General features: G+C 64.5%; 25 protein-coding genes. 12 read left to right on the forward strand and 13 right to left on the reverse strand.

Translation table 11 applies throughout. The features are described 5' to 3' along the window. Positions 1-116 precede the first annotated feature (116 nt). A complete protein-coding gene (gene galE / locus ACSVIE_RS18315) occupies positions 117-1,157 on the reverse strand; it encodes a UDP-glucose 4-epimerase GalE (RefSeq protein WP_442424766.1) in 1,041 nt (346 codons plus the stop codon). Positions 1,158-1,236: 79 nt separating this feature from the next. Between galE and ACSVIE_RS18320 the strand changes: the two genes are divergently transcribed. Both ACSVIE_RS18320 and ACSVIE_RS18325 read left to right on the forward strand, forming a co-directional pair. Next, complete coding sequence (locus ACSVIE_RS18320) at positions 1,237-1,857, forward strand: TetR/AcrR family transcriptional regulator (protein ID WP_426003459.1); 621 nt, start codon at positions 1,237-1,239, stop codon at positions 1,855-1,857. 89 nt (positions 1,858-1,946) lie between these two features. Next, positions 1,947-2,558, forward strand: coding sequence for a hypothetical protein (locus ACSVIE_RS18325; protein WP_442424767.1), 612 nt, complete (start codon positions 1,947-1,949; stop codon positions 2,556-2,558). Between the two features lie 10 nt (positions 2,559-2,568). Here ACSVIE_RS18325 and ACSVIE_RS18330 read toward each other — a convergent pair whose 3' ends face one another. Together ACSVIE_RS18330 and dapD are read right to left on the reverse strand one after the other, a co-directional pair. Beyond that, a complete protein-coding gene (locus tag ACSVIE_RS18330) occupies positions 2,569-3,411 on the reverse strand; it encodes a hypothetical protein (RefSeq protein WP_426003456.1) in 843 nt (280 codons plus the stop codon). A 13-nt stretch (positions 3,412-3,424) separates the two neighbouring features. After that, on the reverse strand, positions 3,425-4,450 hold the full coding sequence (dapD, locus tag ACSVIE_RS18335) for a 2,3,4,5-tetrahydropyridine-2,6-dicarboxylate N-succinyltransferase (RefSeq protein WP_426003454.1): 1,026 nt from the start codon (positions 4,448-4,450) through the stop codon (positions 3,425-3,427). Positions 4,451-4,555: 105 nt separating this feature from the next. Between dapD and dapE the strand changes: the two genes are divergently transcribed. Continuing rightward, positions 4,556-5,680, forward strand: coding sequence for a succinyl-diaminopimelate desuccinylase (gene dapE, locus ACSVIE_RS18340; RefSeq protein WP_426003452.1), 1,125 nt, complete (start codon positions 4,556-4,558; stop codon positions 5,678-5,680). A gap of 72 nt (positions 5,681-5,752) precedes the next feature. Here the strand turns inward: dapE and ACSVIE_RS18345 are convergent, their stop codons facing one another. The 4 genes from ACSVIE_RS18345 to ACSVIE_RS18360 all read right to left on the reverse strand — a co-directional run bounded on the left by ACSVIE_RS18345 (position 5,753) and on the right by ACSVIE_RS18360 (position 9,120). Further along, positions 5,753-6,646 carry an amino acid ABC transporter permease gene (locus ACSVIE_RS18345; protein ID WP_426003450.1) on the reverse strand — a complete coding sequence of 298 codons (894 nt, stop codon included), beginning with the start codon at positions 6,644-6,646 and terminating at the stop codon, positions 5,753-5,755. Further along, on the reverse strand, positions 6,643-7,293 hold the full coding sequence (locus ACSVIE_RS18350; protein ID WP_426003449.1) for an amino acid ABC transporter permease: 651 nt from the start codon (positions 7,291-7,293) through the stop codon (positions 6,643-6,645). The genes ACSVIE_RS18345 and ACSVIE_RS18350 overlap by 4 nt, the downstream gene beginning before the upstream one ends. Positions 7,294-7,391: 98 nt before the next feature. After that, positions 7,392-8,270 (reverse strand): glutamate ABC transporter substrate-binding protein, encoded by an 879-nt coding sequence (locus tag ACSVIE_RS18355; protein ID WP_426003448.1) that lies wholly within the window; start codon positions 8,268-8,270, stop codon positions 7,392-7,394. Positions 8,271-8,364: 94 nt separating this feature from the next. Next, positions 8,365-9,120 carry an amino acid ABC transporter ATP-binding protein gene (locus ACSVIE_RS18360; protein WP_426003446.1) on the reverse strand — a complete coding sequence of 252 codons (756 nt, stop codon included), beginning with the start codon at positions 9,118-9,120 and terminating at the stop codon, positions 8,365-8,367. A 164-nt stretch (positions 9,121-9,284) separates the two neighbouring features. On the opposite strand from ACSVIE_RS18360, the gene ACSVIE_RS18365 reads away from it, so the two are divergent. The 4 genes from ACSVIE_RS18365 (at position 9,285) to ACSVIE_RS18380 (ending at position 12,132) form a co-directional block, all read left to right on the forward strand. Further along, on the forward strand, positions 9,285-10,118 hold the full coding sequence (locus tag ACSVIE_RS18365; RefSeq protein ID WP_426003444.1) for a TIGR00730 family Rossman fold protein: 834 nt from the start codon (positions 9,285-9,287) through the stop codon (positions 10,116-10,118). A gap of 18 nt (positions 10,119-10,136) precedes the next feature. Then, entirely contained in the window at positions 10,137-10,496 is a 360-nt protein-coding gene (locus ACSVIE_RS18370; RefSeq protein WP_426003443.1) for a DivIVA domain-containing protein, read from the forward strand. An 80-nt stretch (positions 10,497-10,576) separates the two neighbouring features. Beyond that, positions 10,577-11,767 carry a hypothetical protein gene (locus ACSVIE_RS18375; RefSeq protein WP_442424796.1) on the forward strand — a complete coding sequence of 397 codons (1,191 nt, stop codon included), beginning with the start codon at positions 10,577-10,579 and terminating at the stop codon, positions 11,765-11,767. Positions 11,768-11,964: 197 nt separating this feature from the next. Next, the gene (locus ACSVIE_RS18380; protein WP_364159638.1) at positions 11,965-12,132 is read left to right on the forward strand and encodes a DUF3117 domain-containing protein; all 168 of its coding nucleotides are present in this window, start codon (positions 11,965-11,967) and stop codon (positions 12,130-12,132) included. Positions 12,133-12,244: 112 nt separating this feature from the next. Here ACSVIE_RS18380 and ACSVIE_RS18385 read toward each other — a convergent pair whose 3' ends face one another. Continuing rightward, positions 12,245-12,877, reverse strand: a complete 633-nt coding sequence (locus ACSVIE_RS18385; protein ID WP_426003442.1) for an O-methyltransferase — start codon at positions 12,875-12,877, stop codon at positions 12,245-12,247. A 251-nt stretch (positions 12,878-13,128) separates the two neighbouring features. On the opposite strand from ACSVIE_RS18385, the gene sigE reads away from it, so the two are divergent. Genes sigE through ACSVIE_RS18400 form a run of 3 tightly spaced genes read left to right on the forward strand, consistent with a single transcriptional unit; the run spans position 13,129 to position 15,095 of the window. Next, the gene (gene sigE, locus ACSVIE_RS18390) at positions 13,129-13,752 is read left to right on the forward strand and encodes an RNA polymerase sigma factor SigE (protein WP_426003440.1); all 624 of its coding nucleotides are present in this window, start codon (positions 13,129-13,131) and stop codon (positions 13,750-13,752) included. A 7-nt stretch (positions 13,753-13,759) separates the two neighbouring features. Then, entirely contained in the window at positions 13,760-14,665 is a 906-nt protein-coding gene (locus tag ACSVIE_RS18395) for a hypothetical protein (protein WP_426003439.1), read from the forward strand. 31 nt (positions 14,666-14,696) lie between these two features. Beyond that, the gene (locus ACSVIE_RS18400; RefSeq protein ID WP_426003438.1) at positions 14,697-15,095 is read left to right on the forward strand and encodes a Sec-independent protein translocase TatB; all 399 of its coding nucleotides are present in this window, start codon (positions 14,697-14,699) and stop codon (positions 15,093-15,095) included. Positions 15,096-15,166: 71 nt separating this feature from the next. Here the strand turns inward: ACSVIE_RS18400 and ACSVIE_RS18405 are convergent, their stop codons facing one another. Genes ACSVIE_RS18405 through ACSVIE_RS18415 form a run of 3 tightly spaced genes read right to left on the reverse strand, consistent with a single transcriptional unit; the run spans position 15,167 to position 18,309 of the window. Next, on the reverse strand, positions 15,167-16,309 hold the full coding sequence (locus ACSVIE_RS18405) for an Mrp/NBP35 family ATP-binding protein (protein WP_426003437.1): 1,143 nt from the start codon (positions 16,307-16,309) through the stop codon (positions 15,167-15,169). Positions 16,310-16,313: 4 nt separating this feature from the next. Next, positions 16,314-17,033: a DUF1003 domain-containing protein gene (locus ACSVIE_RS18410; protein WP_426003435.1), complete on the reverse strand. Its 720-nt coding sequence runs from the start codon at positions 17,031-17,033 to the stop codon at positions 16,314-16,316. Next, entirely contained in the window at positions 17,026-18,309 is a 1,284-nt protein-coding gene (locus ACSVIE_RS18415; RefSeq protein ID WP_426003434.1) for a magnesium transporter, read from the reverse strand. Before ACSVIE_RS18415 ends, ACSVIE_RS18410 begins: the two co-directional genes overlap by 8 nt. Positions 18,310-18,385: 76 nt before the next feature. Between ACSVIE_RS18415 and ACSVIE_RS18420 the strand changes: the two genes are divergently transcribed. Beyond that, positions 18,386-19,249, forward strand: a complete 864-nt coding sequence (locus ACSVIE_RS18420) for a general stress protein (RefSeq protein WP_442424768.1) — start codon at positions 18,386-18,388, stop codon at positions 19,247-19,249. A 107-nt stretch (positions 19,250-19,356) separates the two neighbouring features. On the opposite strand, the gene ACSVIE_RS18425 is transcribed toward ACSVIE_RS18420, so the two are convergent. Beyond that, positions 19,357-20,940 carry an aminopeptidase P family protein gene (locus tag ACSVIE_RS18425; protein ID WP_442424769.1) on the reverse strand — a complete coding sequence of 528 codons (1,584 nt, stop codon included), beginning with the start codon at positions 20,938-20,940 and terminating at the stop codon, positions 19,357-19,359. Positions 20,941-21,020: 80 nt separating this feature from the next. On the opposite strand from ACSVIE_RS18425, the gene ACSVIE_RS18430 reads away from it, so the two are divergent. Then, positions 21,021-21,866, forward strand: a complete 846-nt coding sequence (locus ACSVIE_RS18430) for a PHP domain-containing protein (protein ID WP_442424770.1) — start codon at positions 21,021-21,023, stop codon at positions 21,864-21,866. On the opposite strand, the gene ACSVIE_RS18435 is transcribed toward ACSVIE_RS18430, so the two are convergent. After that, positions 21,863-22,762, reverse strand: a complete 900-nt coding sequence (locus tag ACSVIE_RS18435; RefSeq protein ID WP_426003430.1) for a DNA-methyltransferase — start codon at positions 22,760-22,762, stop codon at positions 21,863-21,865. The two genes, ACSVIE_RS18430 and ACSVIE_RS18435, sit on opposite strands and share 4 nt — an antisense overlap. Positions 22,763-22,768 lie beyond the last annotated feature (6 nt).

Consider the following 22,768-nt stretch of genomic DNA (forward strand, 5'->3'; position numbering starts at 1 on the left):
GCGCGCGCCCCCACCCCCCCGCCCGCCCCCGCCCCACCCCCCCCCCCCCCCGCGGCCCCCCCCCCCCCCGCCCGGGGGGGGGCGGCCGCCGTCGTTAATCGCCTGGGCGTGCTCGCTTAGGCGTTGTTCACGGCAGCTGGTTGGGCTGCGTTGTAGCCATAGGGGTTGTTCTTTTGCCAGCGCCAGTGGTCCTCGCACATCTGGTCCACGGTCTTGGTGGTGGACCAGCCGAGGTCGGCCAGGGCGGACGAGGCGTCAGCCCAGAAAGCCGGAAGGTCTCCCGCACGGCGGCCGGTGATCTCGTAGGGGATGGGCTGGCCCACGGCCTTTTCGAAGGACCGCAGGACTTCCAGCACGGACGAACCCTTGCCGGAACCGAGGTTCCAGCGCCGGACACCTGGGCGGGTGGCGATGAAGTTCAAGGCCGCGACGTGGCCTTCGGCAAGGTCCACCACGTGGATGTAATCGCGCTGCGCCGTACCGTCAGGGGTGTCATAATCGCCGCCGAAGACCATGAGCTTCTCGCGACGGCCAACAGCCACCTGGGCGATGAACGGAACCAGGTTGTTCGGGATGCCCTGGGGATCCTCGCCGATGCGGCCCGATGGGTGTGCGCCCACCGGGTTGAAGTAGCGCAGGAGTGCTATATGCCAGCGGTCGTCGGCGTTGCCAAGGTCGGAGAGGATGTCCTCGATCTGTTCCTTGGTGCGGCCATACGGGTTGTTGGCACCGATCTCCATCTTCTCGATGTAGGGGATCGGGTTGTGCTCGCCGTACACGGTGGCGGAGGAGCTGAAGACGATGGAGCGGACGTCGTGCTTGTCCATGGCCCGGAGCAGGTTCAGGGTACCCACGATGTTGTTGTAGTAGTACGCCAGCGGCTTCCGGACCGATTCGCCCACGGCCTTGAGCCCTGCAAAGTGGATGACGGCGTCGATCTGGTGCTGGTCGAACACTGCCTCGACGGCGGGCTCGTCCACCAGGTCCACATTGTGGAACGCCGCGGTCCGGCCGGTGAGTTCGGAGACCCTGCGCAGGGATTCCTCGCTCGAGTTCGCGAGGTTGTCGAGGACGACAACGTCGTGGCCGGCTTCCTGGAGGGACAGTACGGTGTGCGAGCCGATATAGCCGGTGCCACCCGTGACGAGAATTTTCATGGTCTCTACGCTATCCGAAAGTGGGGGCTCGCCGCTCAGTGTGAGCGGTATTGAAGCACGTTCGTGCTAGAAAATACTGGTGCCCAAAATTGTTGATGCCGAAGCCCGGCGCCAGGAAGTTGTCCACGCCGTGTTTCGCATCATTGCCAGCGACGGCCTGGAGCGGGCATCCCTCCGGGAAGTGGCCGACGAAGCCGGCCTGGCCGTGGGCTCGGTGCGGCACTACTTCTCCAGCAGCGACGAGCTCCTGGTCTTTTCCTTCGCAGCGGTCATCGACCGGATCGCCGCACGCCTCGAGGAGGCACTGCAGGCAGTGGTGCACCAGCGGCCCGGAAGCCCTGACCATGACGCGGCCGTCCTGAACATGCTGGGGCAGCTTCTTCCGTTGGACGAGGAACTCGCGGTTGATGCCTGTGTGTGGATGGCGTTCCGGAACGCTGCCCGCATCAAGCCGGTGCTGTCGGAGGAGTCCGAACGGAGCCACAGGACCGTTGCGGCCCTGGTGGGACGACTGGTGGTGGAGTTGAGTCCCGGTCAGGCGACCGACCAGCAGGTCCTGGTGACTGAAGCCGAACGGCTCCTGGCGACCCTGGACGGACTGTGCATGCATGCGTTGCTTCACCCTGAATGGATGACGGCGCAGATGTGCAGCGACGTCCTGACAGCCCATCTCAAAGCCTTCGAGGCCCTTCCGGCCTGACGTTCCGAAGAGTGCCCTGCGCCGTTAACGTCGCGACGCTTCCGGAATAGACTGGGAGATGTCGGGAACCTGCCAGGGGAGGACTTCGGATGCATAAGTCAGGCGGCCCGGGGTGGCGCATCACCATGGACACCTCCGGGCCGATGCTCATTGCGCTGTATCTGCGTGATGTTGCAGGACTCGACGGAGCCGGAAAACCCCAACTGTCCCATGCTTCGCCCAAGGTGCGGCATGCGGACCACAGCCACCTGACCTCCGATGTCGGGGGACTCAGTGCCTTGAAAACCGAGTGGGAGGCTTGGTGGGAAAAGCTGGTGAAGTCCTATCCGGACCCCGCGATCGATTTGTCGCCACCGAGTTTCAAGGCCTTCGGGAACTCCCCGGCCCTTCAGCGGGTGTTGCAGGCCCACTTCGGTGCTGCCCTGGGATGGGCTACGGACAGGATTGACGAATATGCCGACCTGGAAGCCGCGCGTGAAGCCAACGGGCTGACCAGCGTCCTCAACGAGATGGTGGAGGACCGGCTGATGGAAGTCGGGCGGGGCTCCCGCGATTTCGATCTCACCATCATCGAATTGCCCCTCAACGAACCGCGGGCCTGGTACCTGGATCCCAATACGATGATCATGAGCCACCGGCTGCTGTCCCAGCCGGACGTGTTCCGGAGCTACGTCCAGCCCGTGGTGGAACTCCTCGCCTGATTCCCGCTGCTCACGTGGCGGGGGCGGCCACCGTGATGGTGACCGCGTCGGCCGGTGCTGCCGACCCGGCCCATCCGTTGCGCTTCTCCCGGTTCCACGTTTGGCCCGCCACGTCCACTTGGGTGATGGCAAGGGCCTTGGCGTTGGCCACGGCCCAGTGGCCTATGGCCCACGCCTGGGTACCGCTGAGTTCCAGCCGCACCGAGCGGCCCTGGACGGTGGGAGCCTGGGTGCCGAACGCCGTCGTCAGTTCATCAACGACGGCGGCAGGGTCGCCTGCAGCGTCCGGCATGCGCAGTTCGCACGTCAGGGAAGCCTCAGAGTGTCCGGTGAGGGCGGAAGCGAACGCCCGGCCCATGTCCTCGTGCTGTGCATAGGCGCGGGGAAAGGCAGACCGTTGGACAGCCTGTGCAGCCTGGGTGATCTCCATGGTTTCGTAGCCCTGCACTTTGATCAGGCCGTCGTAGAAAGCGTTGCTTGCGTAGACGGGGTCCATGACCTGGGCTTCGGTGCCCCAGCCCTGCGAGGGCCGTTGCTGGAAGAGCCCACGGGAATCGGGTCCGGCCTGGTCCCCGTAGTTGATGTTCCGCAGGCGTGACTCCTGCATGGCGGTGGCCAGGGCGATGCTGGCTGCCCGGGGCGGCATTCCCCGACGCACGGAGATGGCTGAGATCAGGGAAGCGTTGGCGGCCTGGTCCGTGGCGAGTTCATGGCTGCCGGCGCCGGCAACAGCGACGCAGCGCTCCGGGACCAGGGTCTCGGAGCGCTGCAGTACGGCAACCACCGCATAGATGGCGCCGGCCACGAGGGCCAAGGCCAGTACCGCGACAACCGCGCGACGGAACCGGCGCATGGGTTTTCTCCAGCTAGTTGGCGTGCAGGGCCTCGTTGAGTTCAACGGTCTGGCCCTGGCGGGGCAGCACTTCCACGCCACCGGTGGTGGAGTTGCGGCGGAACAGGAGGTTCGGCACGCCCGAGAGTTCAACGGCCTTGACGATCCTGGTGGTGTCTTCGCCGTTCTCGTCCTTGGGGCCGGGAACGCGGACACGGGTTCCTGCCGTCACGTACAGGCCGGCCTCAACCACGGAGTCATCGCCGATGCTGATGCCAACGCCGGAGTTGGCGCCTAGCAGCACCCGCCGTCCCAGGGAGATCTTTTCCTTGCCGCCGCCGGACAGGGTGCCCATGATCGAAGCACCGCCACCAACGTCGGTGCCATCGCCTGCCACGACGCCGGCAGAGATGCGGCCTTCCACCATGGAGGTGCCGAGGGTGCCGGCGTTGAAGTTGACGAAGCCTTCGTGCATGACCGTGGTGCCCTCGGCGAGGTGGGCACCCAGGCGGACGCGGTCGGCGTCGGCAATCCGCACGCCGGTGGGGACCACGTAGTCCACCATGCGGGGGAACTTGTCCACTCCGTACACCACCACGTTGCCGCGCTTGCGCAGGCGTGCACGGGTGAGTTCGAAGCCCTCCACCGCGGCGGGGCCGAAGTTGGTCCACACGACGTTGGGGAGCTTGCCGAAGATGCCGTCCAGGTTGATGCTGTTCGGCGTGACCAGCCGGTGTGACAGGAGGTGCAGGCGCAGGTAGGCGTCGGCGGTGTCCGCCGGGGCAGCGTCGAGGTCGATCTGGGCGAAGACTACCTTCTGCTCGGTTCCGCGGTCCGCATCCTTGCCTTCTTCGGCGAGGGCCGTCAGCGCAGGGTCGGCGTTCTCAACGTCGCGGAGAGACCCGGCGGCGGCACCCAGCGACGGTGCGGGATACCAGACGTCAAGTACGGTTGCTTCCCCGGAGGCGGAGGTGGCGATGGTGGCGAGGCCGAATCCGTAGGCCGTTCGGTCGTTTACGGTGGCGTTTGCGGGCACAGCAGAGGAAGCAGTTTCAGTCATGCGCCCAGTGTATCCAGCGCCTGCTGCCCGGCTGAAACCCGTTCCATAACGTGGAGGTCGCATTCCCGGCGGACGTCCGGGCGCCGCGGCAGTTAAGGTGGAGGGGTGACCCTGAATCCAGCACCCCTGCTCCTTGACCTGCGCCAGGACGTCGCGCAGCTGACTGCCGCGCTCATTGACATCAACTCTGTGTCCGGCAAAGAGACCGTGCTCGCCGACGCCGTCGAAGCGGCACTGCGGGCCGTACCCCAGTACACGGTGGTCCGCGATGGCGACGCGATCATCGCACGGACGGAGCTTGGCCTGCCGGAGCGTGTCATCCTGGCCGGCCACCTGGATACCGTGCCCTTGCCCACCGTTGAAGGGTCGCTCGGGACTGTGCCGGCAACCTGGGAATCGGGCGTTCCCGGTGAGGGCGTCCTCTACGGGCGCGGGACCACGGACATGAAGGGCGGCGTCGCCGTGCAGCTGGCACTGGCGGCAACACTGTTCGACGGCGGAACCCCGCCGGACAAGGACGTCACCTTCGTCTTCTACGACCACGAGGAAGTGGAAGCGGTGAAGAGCGGGCTGGGCCGTCTGGTCCGCAACCACAGGGAACTCCTGGACGGCGACTTCGCCATCCTCCTCGAACCCACCCACGGCACAGTGGAAGGTGGCTGCAACGGCACCAGCCGGTTCGAGGCCACCACCATCGGGGAAACCGCCCACTCAGCCCGGGCATGGATGGGTGTCAACGCAATCCATGCCGCGGCGCCGATCCTTGCCCGGCTGGCTGCCTATGAGCCACAGACAGTAAACGTGGACGGCCTGGACTACCGCGAGAGCCTCAACGCCGTGAAGATCAAGGGCGGAACAGCGGGCAACGTCATACCGGACCGGTGCGTGGTGGAGATCAACTACCGGTTCGCCCCGGACAAGACACCCGACCAGGCAGAGGCACATGTCCGCGGTCTTCTTGAGGGTTTCGACGTAGTGCGCACCGACTCAGCAGCCGGCGCGCGTCCGGGACTGAACCACCCTGCTGCCGCGTCCTTCGTAGCCGCCGTGGGTGCCGAGCCCAAGCCCAAATACGGTTGGACCGACGTCGCGCGCTTCAGCGAACTGGGCATCCCGGCGGTGAACTTCGGACCCGGCGATCCTCTGCTGGCGCACAAGGACAATGAACACGTCGACGCCGATGCCATCCGTGAGTGCCTTCGTGCACTCCGGACGTGGCTGGGGCGGTAGGCCCTCCCCGAACACCAAGAAGGTCCGCAGCCGGTTGGCTGCGGACCTTCTTTATGGGTTTGTTGGTGCTGACTACTTCTTGTCAGGATTCTGGATGTTCTTGTTGTCGGCCCCGGCTGGAGCGTTCACGTCGAGATCAACCGTTTTGACGGCGGACGCCACACCGCCGGCGGCCTTCTTCGAGCCGCGGCGTTCGATCCAGATGGCAATCCGGGAAACGGACAGGTTGATCAGGATGTAGATCGCGGCACCGACGAAGAATGCCGGGAAGAGGAAATCCGGGCCCAGGAAGTCGGCCATGATCTGGATCTTCCGCAGGAGTTCCTCGTAGCCCACGATATAGCCGAGCGACGTGTCCTTGAGCAGCACCACCAGCTGTGCCACCAGGGATGGGAGCATTCGGCGGACAGCCTGCGGGAACTCGATGATCATGCGTGACTGGAAGCTCCGCAGGCCGATCGCAAGGCCGGCCTCGCGCTGGCCCTTGGGCAGGGACTGGATGCCTGCCCGGAGGATCTCGGCGAAGATGGCAGCGTTGTAGAGCACCAGGCCGGCCACGACGGCGGTGAACTGCCCGGTGGCGAAAACCAGCAGCACGAACAGCATCATGAGGACCACGGGCATGCCGCGGAGGAACTCAAGGACCACCTGCGTGGGCACCCGGATCCATGCGATGAGGGAAATCCGGAGGAGGCAGAGGGCGATACCGAGCGGGAAGGCGATGATCGCGGCAACCGCTGCTGCAGCCAGCGTGGACAGAATTCCCTGCCCGATCAGGCTCCACACGTCCGGTGCCATGGAACCGTAGAAGATCTCCCAGCGGTCGGCGTCGAAGATGCCCTGCTGGGCCAGCGTCAGCACCGCAATGGCCAGGACGGCCACGATGATGATGATGCCGGCGACGGAACCGAGGAGCGAGTACAGGCGGGCCTTGGGCCCGGGGACGTCGTACAGGACCGAAGTCATCGGGCAATCGCCACCTTTCGTTCGACAAAGTGCGCCAGCAGGCCCAAGGGCACCGTGATCAGCAGGTAGAAGAACGCAACGCCCAGCAGGACCCAGAGCACTTTGTCTCCGTAGTCGTTGGACAGCTGCCGGCCGTAGCCGAAGAGTTCGAGCACGAAGAATGCGCCTGCAACGGACGAGTTCTTGACCAGGGCGATCACGATGTTGATCAGCGGCGGTACAACCGTCCGGAGTGCCTGGGGAAGAACAATGAAGCCCAGGACCTGGGTGAAGGTCATGCCGATGCTTCGTGCGGCTTCCGCCTGGCCAACCGGGACGCTGTTGACGCCGGAGCGGACTGCCTCGGCGACAAACGCAGCGGTGTAGCTGCTCAGGGCGATGATCGCGGCGACTTCAAATTGGTCAAACTTCACGCCAAGCCGGGGAAGGACCACGGCGGAGAAGAAGAAGATGATGGTGAGGGGCGTGTTTCGGGCGACTTCCACATAAAACATGCTGAAGCCGCGGAGGGCAGCGACGGGAGACACCCGCATGGCCGCCAGGAGGGTCCCGAGGATCAGGGCAATGAGCCCCGAAATCAGGGAGAGGTACAGGGTACGGAGAAATCCGTCCCAATATTGGGGGAGGCTTTCAATGACGGCGTCCATGGCTTCCTTCGGCTGCAGCTAATCAAGGAACAGGGTCCTGGGTCCGGAAACTGCCGCCGACCGGTCTTCCCGGACGGCGGCAGCAACAGGATTGGCGACTAGTAACGGTCGATGGTGGGGAGCTCGGGAGCGGTCTTGATGACCTTTCCAGCAGTAGCTTCCCAGGCCTTCTTGTAGGTGTCGTCCTTGGCGAAAGCTTCCAGCTGGTCGTTGATCCAGTTACGGAAGACGGTGTCGTCCTTCTTGAGACCGATACCGTAGGGCTCCTTGGTGAAGGTTTCGTCCGAAGCGAGCTTGAAGGCGTCCGGTTCCTTGTCCACGTAACCGGCGAGGATCACGTTGTCAGTGGTCACGGCAACAACCTGCTTGTTGCGCAGCGGCTCCAGGCAAGCGGTGTAGTTGGCGGCGGGAACAAGCTCGGCGCCGTACTTCTCAACAATCGTCTTGGCCGGGGTGGAGCCGGTGACGGAGCAGACCTTCTTGCCCTGGACGTCCTCGGGCTTGGTGATGGAGTTGTCGTCCTTGTTCACCAGCAATGCCTGGCCGGCTTCGTAGTACGGTCCTGCGAAGGAGACTTTTTCCTTGCGGGCGTCGTTGATGGTGTACGTAGCGATCACGATGTCCACGCGGCTCTGCTCGATGAACGGTTCGCGGTTCTGTGAGACCGTCTCAACCCACTCGATCTTGTCCGCCGGGATACCCAGCTTGGCGGCGATGGCCTTGCCGATTTCAACGTCGAAACCGACCGGCTTGCCGTCCAGGCCCTTCTGGCCGAAGAGCGGCTGGTCGAACTTGGTGCCGATGGTGATCTTCTGGGCCTTGCTCAGCTTTTCCATGGTGGTGCCGGCTTCGAACGTCGGCGTCGCAACAGGGGGAGTGGTTGAGCTGCCTCCGCCACCGCAGGCGCTCAGGGAGAGAGCGAGGGCTGCGGTTGCGGCAACCAGGAGAGACTTCCTCCGGGTGATAAAAGCCTTCATGACATTCCTTTCATTGATGGGCCGCTTTACGGCCTGGGTGCGGTCCTTGCGGCCTGGGTGCCGGCCTGGGGGCCTGGATGTGGGCCTGGGAGGACTAGTGGGTCAGAAGCTTGGACAGGAAGTCCTTGGCACGGTTGCTCCGGGGGTTCGTGAAGAACTCCTCGGGAGCGGCATCTTCGACGATCTGGCCGTCGGCCATGAACACCACGCGGTCGGCTGCCTTGCGGGCAAAACCCATCTCGTGGGTGACCACGATCATGGTCATGCCTTCCTTGGCCAGTTGGATCATGACGTCCAGGACCTCATTGATCATTTCCGGGTCCAGTGCCGAGGTCGGCTCATCGAACAGCATGACCTTGGGCTTCATGGCCAGCGCCCGGGCGATCGCAACACGCTGCTGCTGTCCGCCCGAGAGCTGCGCGGGGAGCTTGGGAGCCTGGTGGCCAACGCCTACGCGTTCCAGGAGGGCCATGGCCTCGCGTTCAGCAGTTCCCTTGGCAACGCCTTTGACCTTGATCGGCCCCAGGGTGACGTTCTCCAGGATCGTCTTGTGGGCGAACAGGTTGAAGGACTGGAAGACCATCCCGACATCGGCGCGTAGGTGCGCGAGTTCCTTGCCTTCCTCGGGGAGCTTCTTCCCATCGATCGCGATCTCGCCGTCGTCGATCGTTTCAAGACGGTTGATCGCACGGCACAGGGTGGACTTGCCGGAACCCGAGGGTCCGATGACCACCACGACTTCGCCCTTCTTGACCTGAAGGTTGATGTCTTTGAGGACGTGCAATTGACCGTAGTGTTTGTTGACGCCATTCAGGGAGACGAGAGCATCGCCGGACACATGAGTAGTCATACGACGAATCTAGCGAACAAAGATGCAATTATGACCACGGTCACGGCAAGTTCTCCAAGATCGTGACTGAACAGAAACCTGCTTCCCGGACCCGTACCGCAACTGCAATGCAAGAACCGGGTCGCTGGGGCAGCGTACGCGCCCATGCACGCTAGCCTTGGGCAATGAGCATCAGCCAGCACCCAGTTCCCCATCCGGATGCCAATGGAAGGTCAGGCGGCACTGTGCCCCTTCCGTCGGACATTGCACCGGCCAAGCACAAAGGCCCCTTGGAGCTTCGGCGCAAACAGGCGGATGCGGGAATGTCGGACCAGCATTTGCTCGATTCAAAGGGCGCCGGCCAATTCATCCACACCGACCCCTGGCGCGTCCTGCGGATCCAAAGCGAGTTCGTGGAGGGCTTTGGTGCGTTGGCGGACCTGGGCCCTGCGGTGAGCGTGTTCGGTTCCGCCCGGACGCGGCCCGGTACGGAGTACTACGACATGGCCGTCGATGTGGGACGCAAGCTCGCAGAAGCCGGTGTCGCCGTCATTACCGGTGGCGGGCCGGGCTCCATGGAGGCTGCCAACAAGGGCGCTGTGGAGGGCAACGGCGTGTCCGTGGGACTTGGCATTGAGTTGCCGTTCGAACAGGGCCTGAACCCGTGGGTGGACCTGGGCATCAACTTCCGGTACTTCTTCGCCCGGAAGACCATGTTCGTCAAGTACGCCCAGGGCTTCGTGGTCCTCCCCGGCGGGCTGGGTACCCTTGACGAGCTGTTCGAGGCCATGGTCCTGGTGCAGACACGCAAGGTCACGTCGTTCCCGATCGTCCTGTTGGGCGTCCGTTTCTGGGGACCCATGATCGAATGGATCCGCGACACCCTGGTGGCCGAGGGAATGGTTTCCGAGAAAGACCTCGACCTCATCCAGTTGGTGGACGACCCCGCCGACGCCGTCCACCGCGTGCTGCATGGAGCGCCCCTTCCGAGCCCGACCGGGGAGCAGCGGCCGGAATAGGGCCGGCTATCTGGCACGATGGTGGCTGTGAGCTTTTTCCTCGTTTTCCTCGCGGTCGTCCTCATTGGAGCTGCCCTGTATCTGGGTGCGGGACTCGTGCGCGGAGGCAGGATGGGCGCAGGCCTTGATGAGCCCGTCCCCAACCTGCCTCCCGTCCTCCTGCCGGCTGACGCGACGGCAGCCGACGTCGATGCCTTGAGGTTCGGTTTGGGCCTGCGGGGTTACCGGATGGACCAGGTGGACCAGGTCCTCGACGAGCTCAAGGACCAGCTGGAAGCGAAGGACCGCGAAATCCAACGTCTTTCCGCCCACCCACGCTCCGGTTCACAGCCATCCTCCCGGGCCGGGGAAAGCGACGCCGGCCACTTGGCACCGTGACCGCGCCGGTCCCTGCCGCGCCATCCACCGAAGGCCCGGTGCCCCTGATCACCGGCGCGTTGTCGCGGGCGGCCGCACGCATGGGACAGTGGCCGTGGTGGCTGCAGGTTTCAGCGGTCTTCGTCGCCGCCCGGCTCGTCAGTGCCTGCATCTTCATGGCGGCTGCGGTGCACCAAGGCACCAATCCCTGGTTCCCGCCTGCTCCCGACTACTGGAGCTTCATCACGATCTGGGATGGCCGCTGGTACCAGCAGGCAGCAGAGTCCGGCTACCCCAGTGAGCTTCCCGTTGACCAAAACGGAGTAGTCAAGGAAAACGCGTGGGCTTTCTATGCGCTCTTCCCCTTCCTTGGCCGCGGGCTCAGTGCCATGACAGGGTGGGGAACCCTCCCGTCGTTGACTGTGATCGCGATGGTGGCCGGACTTGCGGCAGCGCTGGTCGTGTACAAGCTGTTCCGCGAAGCCGGCAGCCGGAAGGCAGCACTGTGGGGCGTGGTCTTCATGTCCACCTTCCCGGTATCTCCCATTTTGCAGGTGCCCTACGCCGAGTCCCTCAACCTGTTCCTCCTGGCGTCCTCGCTGCTGCTCGTGGTGCGCCGGCACTACCTTGCCGCCATTCCGGTGGTGATCCTCATGTGCCTGTCCCGGCCCACGGGGGTGCCCTTTGCCGCGATGCTGGGACTGCTCCTGGTATGGCGGCTGTGGCAGCGTTTCGGTCCGAACGCTCCCGGCGGGTCCCGGGACGGAACCACGACGTCGACTCCCGACCTCCTCCGCCTTGCCGTCCTGGTGCTGGTGGCAGGGACGGGAGCCTTGGCATGGCCGGCCATCGCCTGGGCGGTCACCGGAGACCCCACGGCATATACACGGACCGAGACGGCGTGGCGAGGGCACGACCTGGTGCCCTTCAAGCCCTGGTTCGATACCGGGCGGATGCTGTTCGGCCCGTTCCTGGGCGTGCTCGCTCCCTTCGTCTTTGCCGGGTTGTTTGTCCTCATGATGATGTCCAGGCCGGTCCGCGCCCTGGGAACTGAGTTGCGGCTTTGGTGCGCCTGCTACATGGGGTACCTGATCACATTTCTCCACCCGCAGACCAGTACGTTCCGCATGCTTTTGCCGTTGTTCCCGCTGGCCCTGGCCGCGGTGCTGCTGTCGAAGTCCAAGGCTTACCGGGGCACTGTCGTGGTGATGTTTTTCCTGCTCCAGATCGTTTGGGTGGTCTGGCTGTGGGCATGGGCTCCCTTGCCCGGTGGTGGCGACTATCCACCGTGAATCTGTGCCCGTCATTAATCCATTGATTCGCTACGGATGGGTAAGTACGGGATAATGGAAGACGAGCAAGGACAAAAGCACGTAAAAGTGCCCGGCCAAGGCGGCCTCCAAAGCGTTGCCGCCGGCTGCAATTGCTAACGCTGATCCAGCCCGGCCGGGTTGGGCGTGACTTGGGACAAATGGAGGGGATTTTCCTAATGGCGGCTATGAAACCACGTACCGGCGACGGCCCTATGGAAGTGACCAAGGAGGGCCGCAGCCTGATCATGCGTGTGCCGCTCGAAGGTGGAGGGCGGCTTGTGGTAGAGCTCAATGCCACCGAGGCGGAGAACCTCAAGGAATGCCTTGTAGGCGTGACCGAATAGAGCGCATGGAAGATTCACTGGCAGGGCACGGCATGAAGCCGTTGCCCTGCTTTTGTTTAATCCCCGGCAGTTTTTACGGAATGCCGGAGCAAAGCCTGCAACGAATTCGCAGCTATTTCTTCACGGCCACCAGAAGGCCATCGCCGGTAGGCAGCATTGCCGAGGCAAGGCGCTCGTCGTCCCTGATCGATTTGCCCACCTGGCGCAGGACCACAGTGGTTGAATCGCGCGCCGCCGGGTTTGAAACACGGTCCTTGTCCAAGGCGTCGTTAATGACCAGCGTGCCGCCGCGCTTGAGCAGCCGGATCGCCTGCTCAACATAGTTGGGGAAATTGGGTTTGTCCGCGTCGATGAAGACGAGGTCGTAGGCGGAGTCCGTGAGCCGCGGAAGGACATCCGCGGCGCGTCCGGAGATGGTCCGCGTGCGGTTGGCGGGGCTTCCCGACTCCAGGAAGGCCTCCCGGGCGGCCTTGAGGTGTTCGACGTCCACGTCGATCGTGGTGAGCACGGCCTGGGGACCAAGTCCACGCAGGAGGCAGACGCCGGAGACTCCCGCGCCCGAACCCACTTCCACCGCGGTCTGGGCCTTGGATGCTGCGGCGAGGACGGTCAGTACAGCCCCCACGCCCGGACTGACCGGGGTGACGCCCAGCTCGAAGGACCGTTCCCTGGCGCGCAACAAGACGTCGTCCTCGGCAGGCAGATCTTCTGCGTAGGACCAGCTGGTTGACTTGTCGGCACTCATGAAGTGATCGCTTTCGGCGGGTAATGGGGGTGTCACTACCAGACTACTGGGTGGGAGGCTTTCCTTCGGGCGTTGAGGGCGGAGCGGAAGTGTGTCCGAAGGCCTCGATGCCTCCGCTGGAAGTTGTCCGGAAAATGCGCCTTTAGTCAGGAAACTCCCAGACAAACTTGACATGATAATGCTCCGGCCATCCAGCGGGGTGACCGGCACCGAATAACGTACGGTGAACCACAGTGTGAGGGGAGTGGACGATGCCGGCATCGCATGCTGCGCCTGTCCAAACATCAGCAAGCCTTGAGGCGGCAAGCGACTGGGTCATGCCCAGCTGGGAAGAAGTGGTGTCCAACCACTCTGCCAAGGTCTACCGCCTTGCCTACCGCCTGACCGGCAACAAGTTCGACGCCGAGGACCTCACCCAGGAGGTCTTCGTCCGTGTCTTCAGGTCGCTGGAGAACTTCAAGCCCGGCACTCTCGATGGCTGGCTGCACCGGATCACCACCAACCTCTTCCTCGACCAGGCCCGCCGCAAGAGCCGCATCCGCTTCGATGCCCTCGCCGAGGATGCTGAGTCCCGCCTGCCCGGGCGCGAGCCCGGACCGGAGCAGAGCTTCGAGCACAACAACCTGGATCTCGACGTCCAGCGCGCCCTGGAGGAATTGCCGCCGGACTTCCGTGCCGCCGTCGTACTGTGCGACCTCGAAGGCTTGTCCTACGACGAAGTCGCCGAGGCGCTGGGAGTCAAGCTCGGCACCGTAAGGTCGCGCATCCACCGTGGCCGGACCATGTTGCGGGAAAAGCTCGCCCACCGGGATCCCCGGGCGGCCGGTGCCCGCAAACCCCGGCTTAAGATGCCCCGCATCGCCGGCATCCTTTAGGCAGTCGATGGTTCGACGCACTGAGCGTCCGGGTCCTTTGGCCCGGCACCATCTGGCTGCCCTGCGCCATTCGCGGAATCCGGCGCACCTTGAACGGTGCACGGAGTGCCGCGCAGCCCTGAAGCGCGAGCGGGAGTACCTGGAACGGCTGCGTGGTGCCGCAGTCCCGGAGGCCAGCCATGAGCTCACCGCCCGGCTTCTGCTGCACACCCAGCGGCTTGCGAGCGAGCAAACCCCTGCTTCACCCGCGCCCCGCTCCGGTGCCGGACGGACGCTGCGGGCGGCGGGCATCGGTGTGGCTTCGCTGGTGATCAGTGTGGGAGCCTTGGGCGTTGCCGCCTACACGGTGGCTGGCGACGGCGCGCCCGCAGCCTCCCTTGCCGCCGGTTCCGGCAGTTCCCCGCTGAGCGCCGCCGTGACGGGCGATGGAGGCGGTCCCGTGGCGCACCAGGAGTTCAGCCCGGGCAATTCCGTGGCTCTGACCGCAGGGCAACTGGATGCCTTGCGTGACCAGGGGTGGGCCTGTCCTGAACTCGAGTCACTCGGTTTCACGGTGGTCGGTGCCAAGGCCACGCTCCACAACGGCCATCCCGCTGTTGAACTGCGGCTTGAAAGCAACGGCCATTACGCCACCGTCACCGAGGAACACCTGGAGCCTTCCTTCTCCGGAGGGACGTCATCAGCACGGCTGACGGTCACGCAAGGGCAGCCGTGGGAGGCTGTTTACAGGACGTCGACGGCGGTTATCAGCTACGCGTCGGACCTGCCGGCAGACCTGGCGGACGACGCCGTTCCGGAACTTGTCCGTGCAGGTGACTCGATGACCGCGCGGACGGATGCTGAAACCGGCGAAGAATGGCCCGGACGGTTGCTTCGGGGCCTTCAAACACTCCTGCGCACTGCCGGTTTATGAGGGTTCCCACAGACAAGGTAATCTTCGTAGCGTGCTTGGAATCAACGGCCCGGAGTTCATACTCCTACTGATCATCGGCGTACTCGTGATCGGTCCCAGCCGTTTGCCCGAATACACCCAGAAGCTCGCCAACCTGGTGCGCGAGGTCCGCCGTATGGCCTCCGGCGCCCGCGAGCAGATCAAGGAAGAAGTCGGCATCGACATCGATGAAGTCGACTGGAAGAAGTACGATCCCCGGCAGTATGATCCCCGCCGCATCATTAAGGATGCGTTGCTGGACGACGATTCCGCTCCAGTGAATGCGGGGGCCCCGGCGGCCGCCGCAACAGTCGCGGCAGCAACGGCCGACACCAAGCCCAAGGCTCCTGCCCGCATGATCGAACGGCTGGCCGAAGGCGAAGCCGCACCGTTCGACACTGAGGCTACCTGAGCTGTGCAGAACAACACCTGGTAGTCCCATAGGCGGACCGCCCCTCCCTGCGTGGCGGTCCGGCGGCGACGTTATCTGGGCTGGATCCCCAACGGCATGCCCGCCAAGCCCCGTGGACGTGAGGCGAGCTTCCCGGCAATGGCGGTCAAGGCAGTAGCCGCAGCGGCGCCCTGTGAGGATTCGCCGTTCGTGGCCAGGACCACCGGCTTTCCTGTATCGCCGCCCTCGCGGAGCCTGATATCCAGGGGGATCTGCCCCAGAAGGGGCACTTCGGTTCCCACGGCGGCGCTCAGCCTCTCAGCCAGGGTGGCACCACCGCCACTTCCGAACACTTCCATCCTGCCGCCGTCGGGCATTTCCAGGAAAGACATGTTCTCGATGACGCCGGCCACCTTCTGTCCTGTTTGGGTGGCGATGGTTCCGGCCCGCTCGGCGACGTCCGCCGCTGCCGCCTGGGGAGTCGTAACCACCAGGATTTCGGCGTTGGGGAGAAGCTGCGCCACGGAGATGGCGATGTCTCCGGTTCCGGGCGGAAGGTCCAGGAAGAGGGCGTCCAAGTCTCCGAAGTAGACATCGGTCAGGAACTGCTCCAGGGCACGGTGCAGCATGGGGCCACGCCACGCAACGGGCTGGTTGCCGGCAACGAACATGCCGATCGAGATGACTTTCACGCCGTAGGCAACCGGTGGCAGGATCATGTCGTCCACCTGCGTGGGCTTCTGGGTGATTCCCATCAGGGCCGGAACGGAAAAACCGTGGACGTCGGCATCCACGATCCCCACCCGCAGTCCCTGCGCTGCCAAGGCACACGCCAGGTTAACAGTCACCGAGGACTTGCCCACGCCGCCTTTGCCGCTTGCAACGGCGTAAACCTTGGTGAGTGACCCGGGCTGTGTGAACGGGATGCCGCGCTGGCCTCCTGGCCCCCGGAGTTTTTCCTTGAGGGCTTCGCGCTGATCCTGCGTCATGACCTGGAGGTCCACCTCCACGCCTGTCACCCCGGCAACGGCCGAGAGCGCCCGGGTGGCATCGCCCACAATAGTGTCGCGGAGCGGGCAGCCTGCAATGGTCAGCAGGACGGTCACGCGGACCATGCCGTCAGGATCAGCCTCTACGGAATCCACCATGCCGAGTTCGGTAATGGGACGCCGGAGTTCGGGGTCGATGACGGTTGCCAGGGCAGCATGCAGTGCCTCGGCGGTTGCGGTGCTCATGGAGTCAGGCTCGGCTTTCGGGGTTTTCGGGTGTGGCCGGCTTGGTGCCGGAGGAGTCGGGCCGTGCGCGCGGCGGCCTGACTTTGGGGATCTGCTGCGTACGGGGTCCCCGTGATTTGTCGCGCTTGTCCTTCAGCCGTTCCTTGACTTTGTCCGCGGTGGATTCCTGGCCCTCGGTCGTGGATTCGCCGTCCCGCAGTTCTTCCTGGGCCTCGATGATGTCCTCCAGGAGGCTCCGGAGTTCGGCCCGGACGTAGTCTCGGGTTGCGACTTCGCGGAGGGCGATGCGGAGGGACGCGAGTTCGCGGGTGAGGTATTCGGTATCGGACAGGTTGCGCTCCGCGCGCTGGCGGTCCTGCTGCAGGGACACACGGTCGCGGTCGTCCTGGCGGTTCTGGGCCAACAGCAGCAGCGGAGCAGCGTAGGAGGCCTGGAGGGACAGCATGAGCGTCAGGAGGGTGAAACCGAGCTCCACCCGGTCGAACTGCCAGTCTGTAGGCGCGAAGGTGTTCCACGCCAGCCAGAACACGCAGAAGATCGTCATGTACAGCAGGAACTGCGGCGTTCCCATGAACCGGGCAAAGCCCTCGGTCGCGATGCCAAAGGCGTCCGGGTTCGGCGAGAACTTGGGCAGGATGCGTTTGCGTCCGCTCAGCGGAGTGTCAAGGCTGCTGGTGGAGCGGCCCGGGGCTTTGGGGGAACGGGGGGCGTTGTTCTCAGCCAATGCGGCCTCCGAGTTTCCTTACAGGGGCGTCGTCCTCGTGGGCGCGCCAGTCATCCGGCAACAGGTGATCCAGCACGTCATCAACAGTCACCGCCCCCACAAGACGGCCGTCATCGTCGACGACGGGCAGCGAGTTGAGGTTGTACGTGGCCAGGGTCCGGGCTACTTCGCTGATGTGTGCCTGGTCCGACACCGGTTCCAGGTTCTTGTCCACGAGGTTGCCCAGCGGTTCAGGGGGTGGAAACCGCAGGAGCTGCTGGATGTGGACCACGCCCAGGAACCGCCCGGTGGGAGTCTCCAGCGGTGGGCGGGTAATAAAGATGGAGGAAGCGAGGGCGGGGGAGAGTTCCTCGCGCCGGACGTGGGCGAGGGCTTCGGCAACCGTGGCTTCCGGAGGAAGGATGACCGGCACCGGGGTCATCAGGCCACCGGCGGTGTCTTCGTCGTACTCCAGGAGCCTGCGGACATCCTCGGCTTCCTGCGGTTCCATGAGCTGGAGGAGTTCCTCAGCCTGCGCAGAGGGCAGTTCGGCCAGGAGGTCGGCGGCGTCGTCGGGGTCCATCTCTTCCAGCACGTCCGCAGCGCGCTCCACGTCCAGGGCGGAGAGGATTTCCACCTGGTCATCTTCAGGGAGTTCCTGGAGGACGTCGGCAAGGCGCTCGTCCTGCAGTTCGCTGGCTACTTCGAAGCGGCGTTTGTCGCTCATTTCCTGCAGGGCTTCAGCGAAGTCGGCGGGCTTGAGGTCCTCATGGGTTGCCACGAACTGTGTGGCGGCCTGGGGCTCGTTGCGGGCACCCGTTTGGGCATCGGCCCAGTCGATGATCAGGGTTTCGTTGCGCCTGAGCCGGCTGAGGGCGGAGAAGGAATGGCCCCGGCGGACGAAGAGTTTGCTGACGAACCAGTCCTTGGAGCGGTGCTGGTCCATGGCGATGTCTTCGATCGTGGCGTCACCGCTGCCATCGGCCAGGGTCACCCGGCGGTCGAACATCTCGGCCACCACCAGGGTTTCGGCGCCGCGCTGTTCAAAGCGTCGCAGGTTGACCAGTCCGGTGCAGATGATCTGGGTCTGGTCGATGGACGTAATGCGGGTCATCGGCACGAACACGCGTTTCTTGCCGGGCACTTCCACCACGATGCCCACCACATGCGGCGCTCCGCGGGTCCCTCTTGAAAGCACGACGACGTCGCGCAGGCGGCCAAGACGATCGCCCAAGGGGTCGAAGACGTCCAGGCCGAGCAGGCGCGCGACAAAGACGCGGGAGGGATGTGTGCTCATGTTTACAATCTACCGAGTCTGCTCTCTTTTAGCTGAATTCCAGCCGCTTCACATGTCCATGCGACAGAATGGGGCTATGTCGAACATTTTTGGTGCCCCCAAAGCAGTTGAGGAATCCCGCAGCGTCCCCCAAGGAGACACGGTAGGCTCGTACACCTCCTATTTGGATGCCCAGAAGGCGGTGGACTACCTGGCGGACCAGCAGTTCCCGGTGCAGATGGTGTCGATCGTTGGAAACGACCTCAAAATGGTGGAGCGGGTCACGGGCCGCCTGAGCTACCCGCGGGTTGCCTTGTCCGGCGCATTGAGCGGCATGTGGTTCGGCTTGTTCGTGGGCGTTATGTTGTCCTTCTTCGCCCCGTCCGGTGGTCCCTTCTCCATCATCACTTCGGTCCTGATGGGTGCTGCTTTCTTCATGCTGTTCGGCATCGTCACCTACGCCACCCAGCGCGGTAAGAGGGATTTCACGTCCACCAGCCAGGTGGTGGCCACCAACTACGACGTCATTGTTTCCTTTGAGGCAGCGCACGAGGCCCGGCGCCTTCTCCAGCAACTGCCCATGAACCCGTCTCAGGCGGCGGCCGGACAGGCCCACCACTACAACCCGCAGAACTTCCAGCAGCCCGGGCAGGCGCCGGAGCGTCCCTCGACCTGGAACGATCCTTACGGCCAGCGCGGGCAGGACCAGCACGGCCAGGACCAGCGCGGGCAGGACCAGCAGGACCAGCAGGGCCAGGGTGCAGGAAACACCGCCCCGCAGCCTTCAGGTTCCAGCGCCGTGAACGGGCAGGCAACCCCGGCTCCGTCCTCCATGCGTTATCCGGACCTGCCGGACGGCCGCCCGCAGTACGGTGTACGGGTCACGGAGGGCCAGAACCCCCCGTCGCAGGACAACGGCCAGGAGTCCGGCGACGGCGAGGCTCCCCGGCACCAGGCTTAGCAGCCAGGCAACAGGGTTGGCCACCAGGCACCAGGCTTGACAGAAAAGGCCACCGGATATCCGGTGGCCTTTGCTGTTGCCGCATGATGCGGCGGAGATGAAGGAACTCAGCCCTGGGCTTCGTGGTAGATGCCGGCCATCCACGACTCGACGTCGTCGGCCTTGCGCGGCAGCGCGGCGCTGAGGTTGACCGGTCCGTTCGCGGTCATCAGGATGTCGTCTTCGATGCGGACACCGATGCCACGGTATTCCTCGGGGATAGCGAGGTCTTCGGCCTTGAAGTAGAGACCTGGCTCGATGGTGAAGACCATGCCCTCGGTGAGGATGCCGTCCAGGTAGAGCTCCCGTTTGGCCTGCGCACAGTCGTGGACATCCAGGCCCAGGTGGTGGCTGGTACCGTGCGGCATCCACCGGCGGTGCTGCTGGCCTTCGGGGCTGATGGCTTCTTCCACGGACACGGGCAACAGGCCCCATTCGGCCAGGCGCTCGGCGAGGACAGTGGTGGCCGCCGTGTGGATGTCCCGGAAGCGGACGCCTGGCCGGGCTGCGGCGAATCCGGCGTCGGCGGCATCCAGGACAGCCTCGTAGATCTTGCGCTGGATGTCCGTAAAAGAGCCGTTGGCGGGCAGCGTCCGGGTGACATCGGCGGTGTAGAGGGAGTCGGCTTCCACCCCGGCGTCCAGGAGCAGGAGCTCCCCGGCATTGACCGTGCCGGTATTCCTGTTCCAGTGCAACACAGTGGCGTTGTTGCCGCATGCTGCGATGGTGTCGTAGCCGAGTTCGTTGCCTTCTTCACGGGCACGGGCAAAGAACGCACCTTCCACCACGCGTTCGCCACGCTTGTGCGTGAGGGCGCGGGGCAGTGCCCGGACCACGTCCGCGAAGCCCTCCACGGTTGCCGCAACGGCGGTCTTCATCTGCTCGATCTCCCACTCGTCCTTGATCAGGCGGAGTTCGGAGAGTGCTTCGGAGAGCTTTTCGTCCAGGGCATCGAGTTCACCCAGGTCCAGGTTCTCGGGATCCTTGGCCGTGTTGTAACGCGCAGTGTCCACCAGGGCGTCGATGTTTTCATCCACCTTGCGGACCAGGCGGATGGAGATGCCCCCGATTTCAGGCGCGCCGACGTTCTTGGTGATGGCCACCTCAAGTTCGGAAATATGGGCCGTGGGCAGGCCGAGGCGGGCCTCGAACTCGGCGAGCGTGGGGCGTGGGCCGATCCAGAACTCACCCGCACGGGAGTCGGCGTAGAACTGTTCGGTGTCCCGGCCGGCCAGCGGACGGAAGTACAGCGTGGCCGTGTGGTGGCCGCCGTCGTCGCCCTTGCCCTCAGCCACGGGCTCGAGGATCAGGACAGCGTCGGGTTCGTGGTCCAGTCCCAGGCCGGTGAGGTGGGCGAATCCGGAATGCGGGCGGAAACGGTAGTCGCAGTCGTTGGAGCGGACCTTGAGGGGACCGGCGGGGATGACGAGCCGTTCGCCCTTGAACAGTTCGGAGATGGAACGACGGCGGCGGGCGGCGTGGTCCGCAACGGCGTCGCGCGCAGGGGTCACCTGCGGAGCGGGCGCCCAGTTGCTGGCCATGAATGCCTTGAAGGCATCTGACGTGGGCCGCTGGGAACGGTTGTTGACGCGTTCCTGCAGGGGCTGGGAATTTGTGGAGTCCATGTTTTGGGTGTTTTCGGCAACATTCACCGTTACATCGTCCCACCAGTTCAGGAAGGAGGCCAACGGCGCTGCGCTCCTTGCCGGTCCGCATCCCCTAGGCTGGGGAAGTGAGGATTGACCTGCATGCGCACTCCAATGTTTCCGACGGAACCGAAGCCCCGGCCGGTGTCATCGCCTCGGCGGCCTCCGCCGGCCTTGACGTGGTGGCCTTGACCGACCACGACTCCACGGACGGGTGGAACGAAGCAGCCGCGGCGGCGGGCAGGCACGGAGTGGTGTTCGTCCCCGGAATGGAGATTTCCTGCCGCACGGAACAGGGAATCAGCGTCCATCTGCTCAGCTACCTGCACGATCCCGACCACCCCGGACTGCTGGAAGAAATCACCAAATCAAAGGACGCACGGCTGACGCGCGCAGAGCGGATGGTCACCCTGCTGTCGGAAGACTATCCGCTCACGTGGGATGACGTAATCCACCACGTTGCCCCGGGTGCCACTGTGGGGCGCCCGCACATCGCCGACGCCTTGGTCGCCGCAGGCGTGGTCTCCGACCGTTCGGAAGCCTTTGCCACGATCCTCACGTCCCACTCGCGGTACTTCGTACAGCATTACGCTCCTGACCCGGCCCTCGCCGTCGGGCTTGTCCGCGCCGCAGGCGGAGTTCCGGTCTTCGCCCATCCGGTGGCTTCGTCCCGGGGACGCATCGTGGGGGAGAAGACGTACAGAGAGATGATCGATGCCGGGCTCATGGGCCTGGAGATCGAGCACCGGGACAATCCGGAGGAAGGCCGGCTGTTCCTCCGGAAGCTGGCCGCCGAGCACGACCTCCTGGTCACCGGTTCGTCGGACTACCACGGGGCGGGCAAACCGAACCTGTTGGGGGAGAACCTGACCTCGCCGGACGCGCTCGCCCGCATCGAGGAGTTGGCCACCGGCAGCCGGGTGGTCCGCTAGGAAGTAGCGCCCAACTGGTCCTGGGCTGTTGCGGACGGGGAGTGGAACAGGGCCTTGCTTCCCAGCCGCTTGCGCATGACGTCGATCGCCTGCTCGTTCTGATCGACGCAGACGAAGTTCCTGCCCAGTTTCGCAGCGACAGCCCCCAGGGTTCCGGAGCCCGCGAAGAAGTCCAGGCACCAGTCGCCCTTGCGGCTTGAGGCCGAGACGATCCGCCGGACGAGGCCTTCGGGCTTCTGGGTGGGGTAGCCGGTTTTTTCACGCCCGGTAGGGGAGACGATGGTGTGCCACCATACGTCGGTGGGAAGCTTGCCGAGTTCGCGCTTGGCAGGCGTCACCAGTCCCGGTGCCATGTAGGGTTCACGGTCGACTTCGGAGTTGTCGAAGTGGTACTTGGCCGGGTTCTTGACGTACACCAGGATGTTGTCGTGCTTGGTGGGCCAACGGTTTTTTGCCCGCGCCCCGTAATCGTAGGCCCAGATGATTTCATTCAGGAAGCACTCGCGGCCGAAGATCGCATCCAGCATCACTTTGGCATAGTGGACTTCCCGGTAGTCCAGGTGCAGGTACAGGGTGCCGTCTTCGGACAGCAGGCGCCAGGCCTCTACGAGCTTCGGCTCCAAAAAGGACCAGTAGTCGCTGAAAGCGTCATCGTAGCTGTGGAGTGCGCCCTTGATGGTGTCGTAGGAGCGGCCCTTGAAGCCGACCCTGTCGCCGTCGCCGTCCGCGTTACGGACCATGCGCGTCTCCTGGCGGCGCTGGACCCTTCCTGTGTTGAAGGGAGGGTCCACGTAGATGAGTGTGAAGGCGCCGTCCGGCAGCGTGGGAAGGAAGTCCGCGTTGTCTGCGTGTACCACCAGGTTGCCGCCGTCCGGCGCCCAAACAGTGTCAGTCATTGAAGG

The sequence above is a fragment of the Paenarthrobacter sp. NCHU4564 genome (genome assembly GCF_052156435.1).
In the GTDB taxonomy this organism is placed as follows: Bacteria; Actinomycetota; Actinomycetes; order Actinomycetales; family Micrococcaceae; genus Arthrobacter.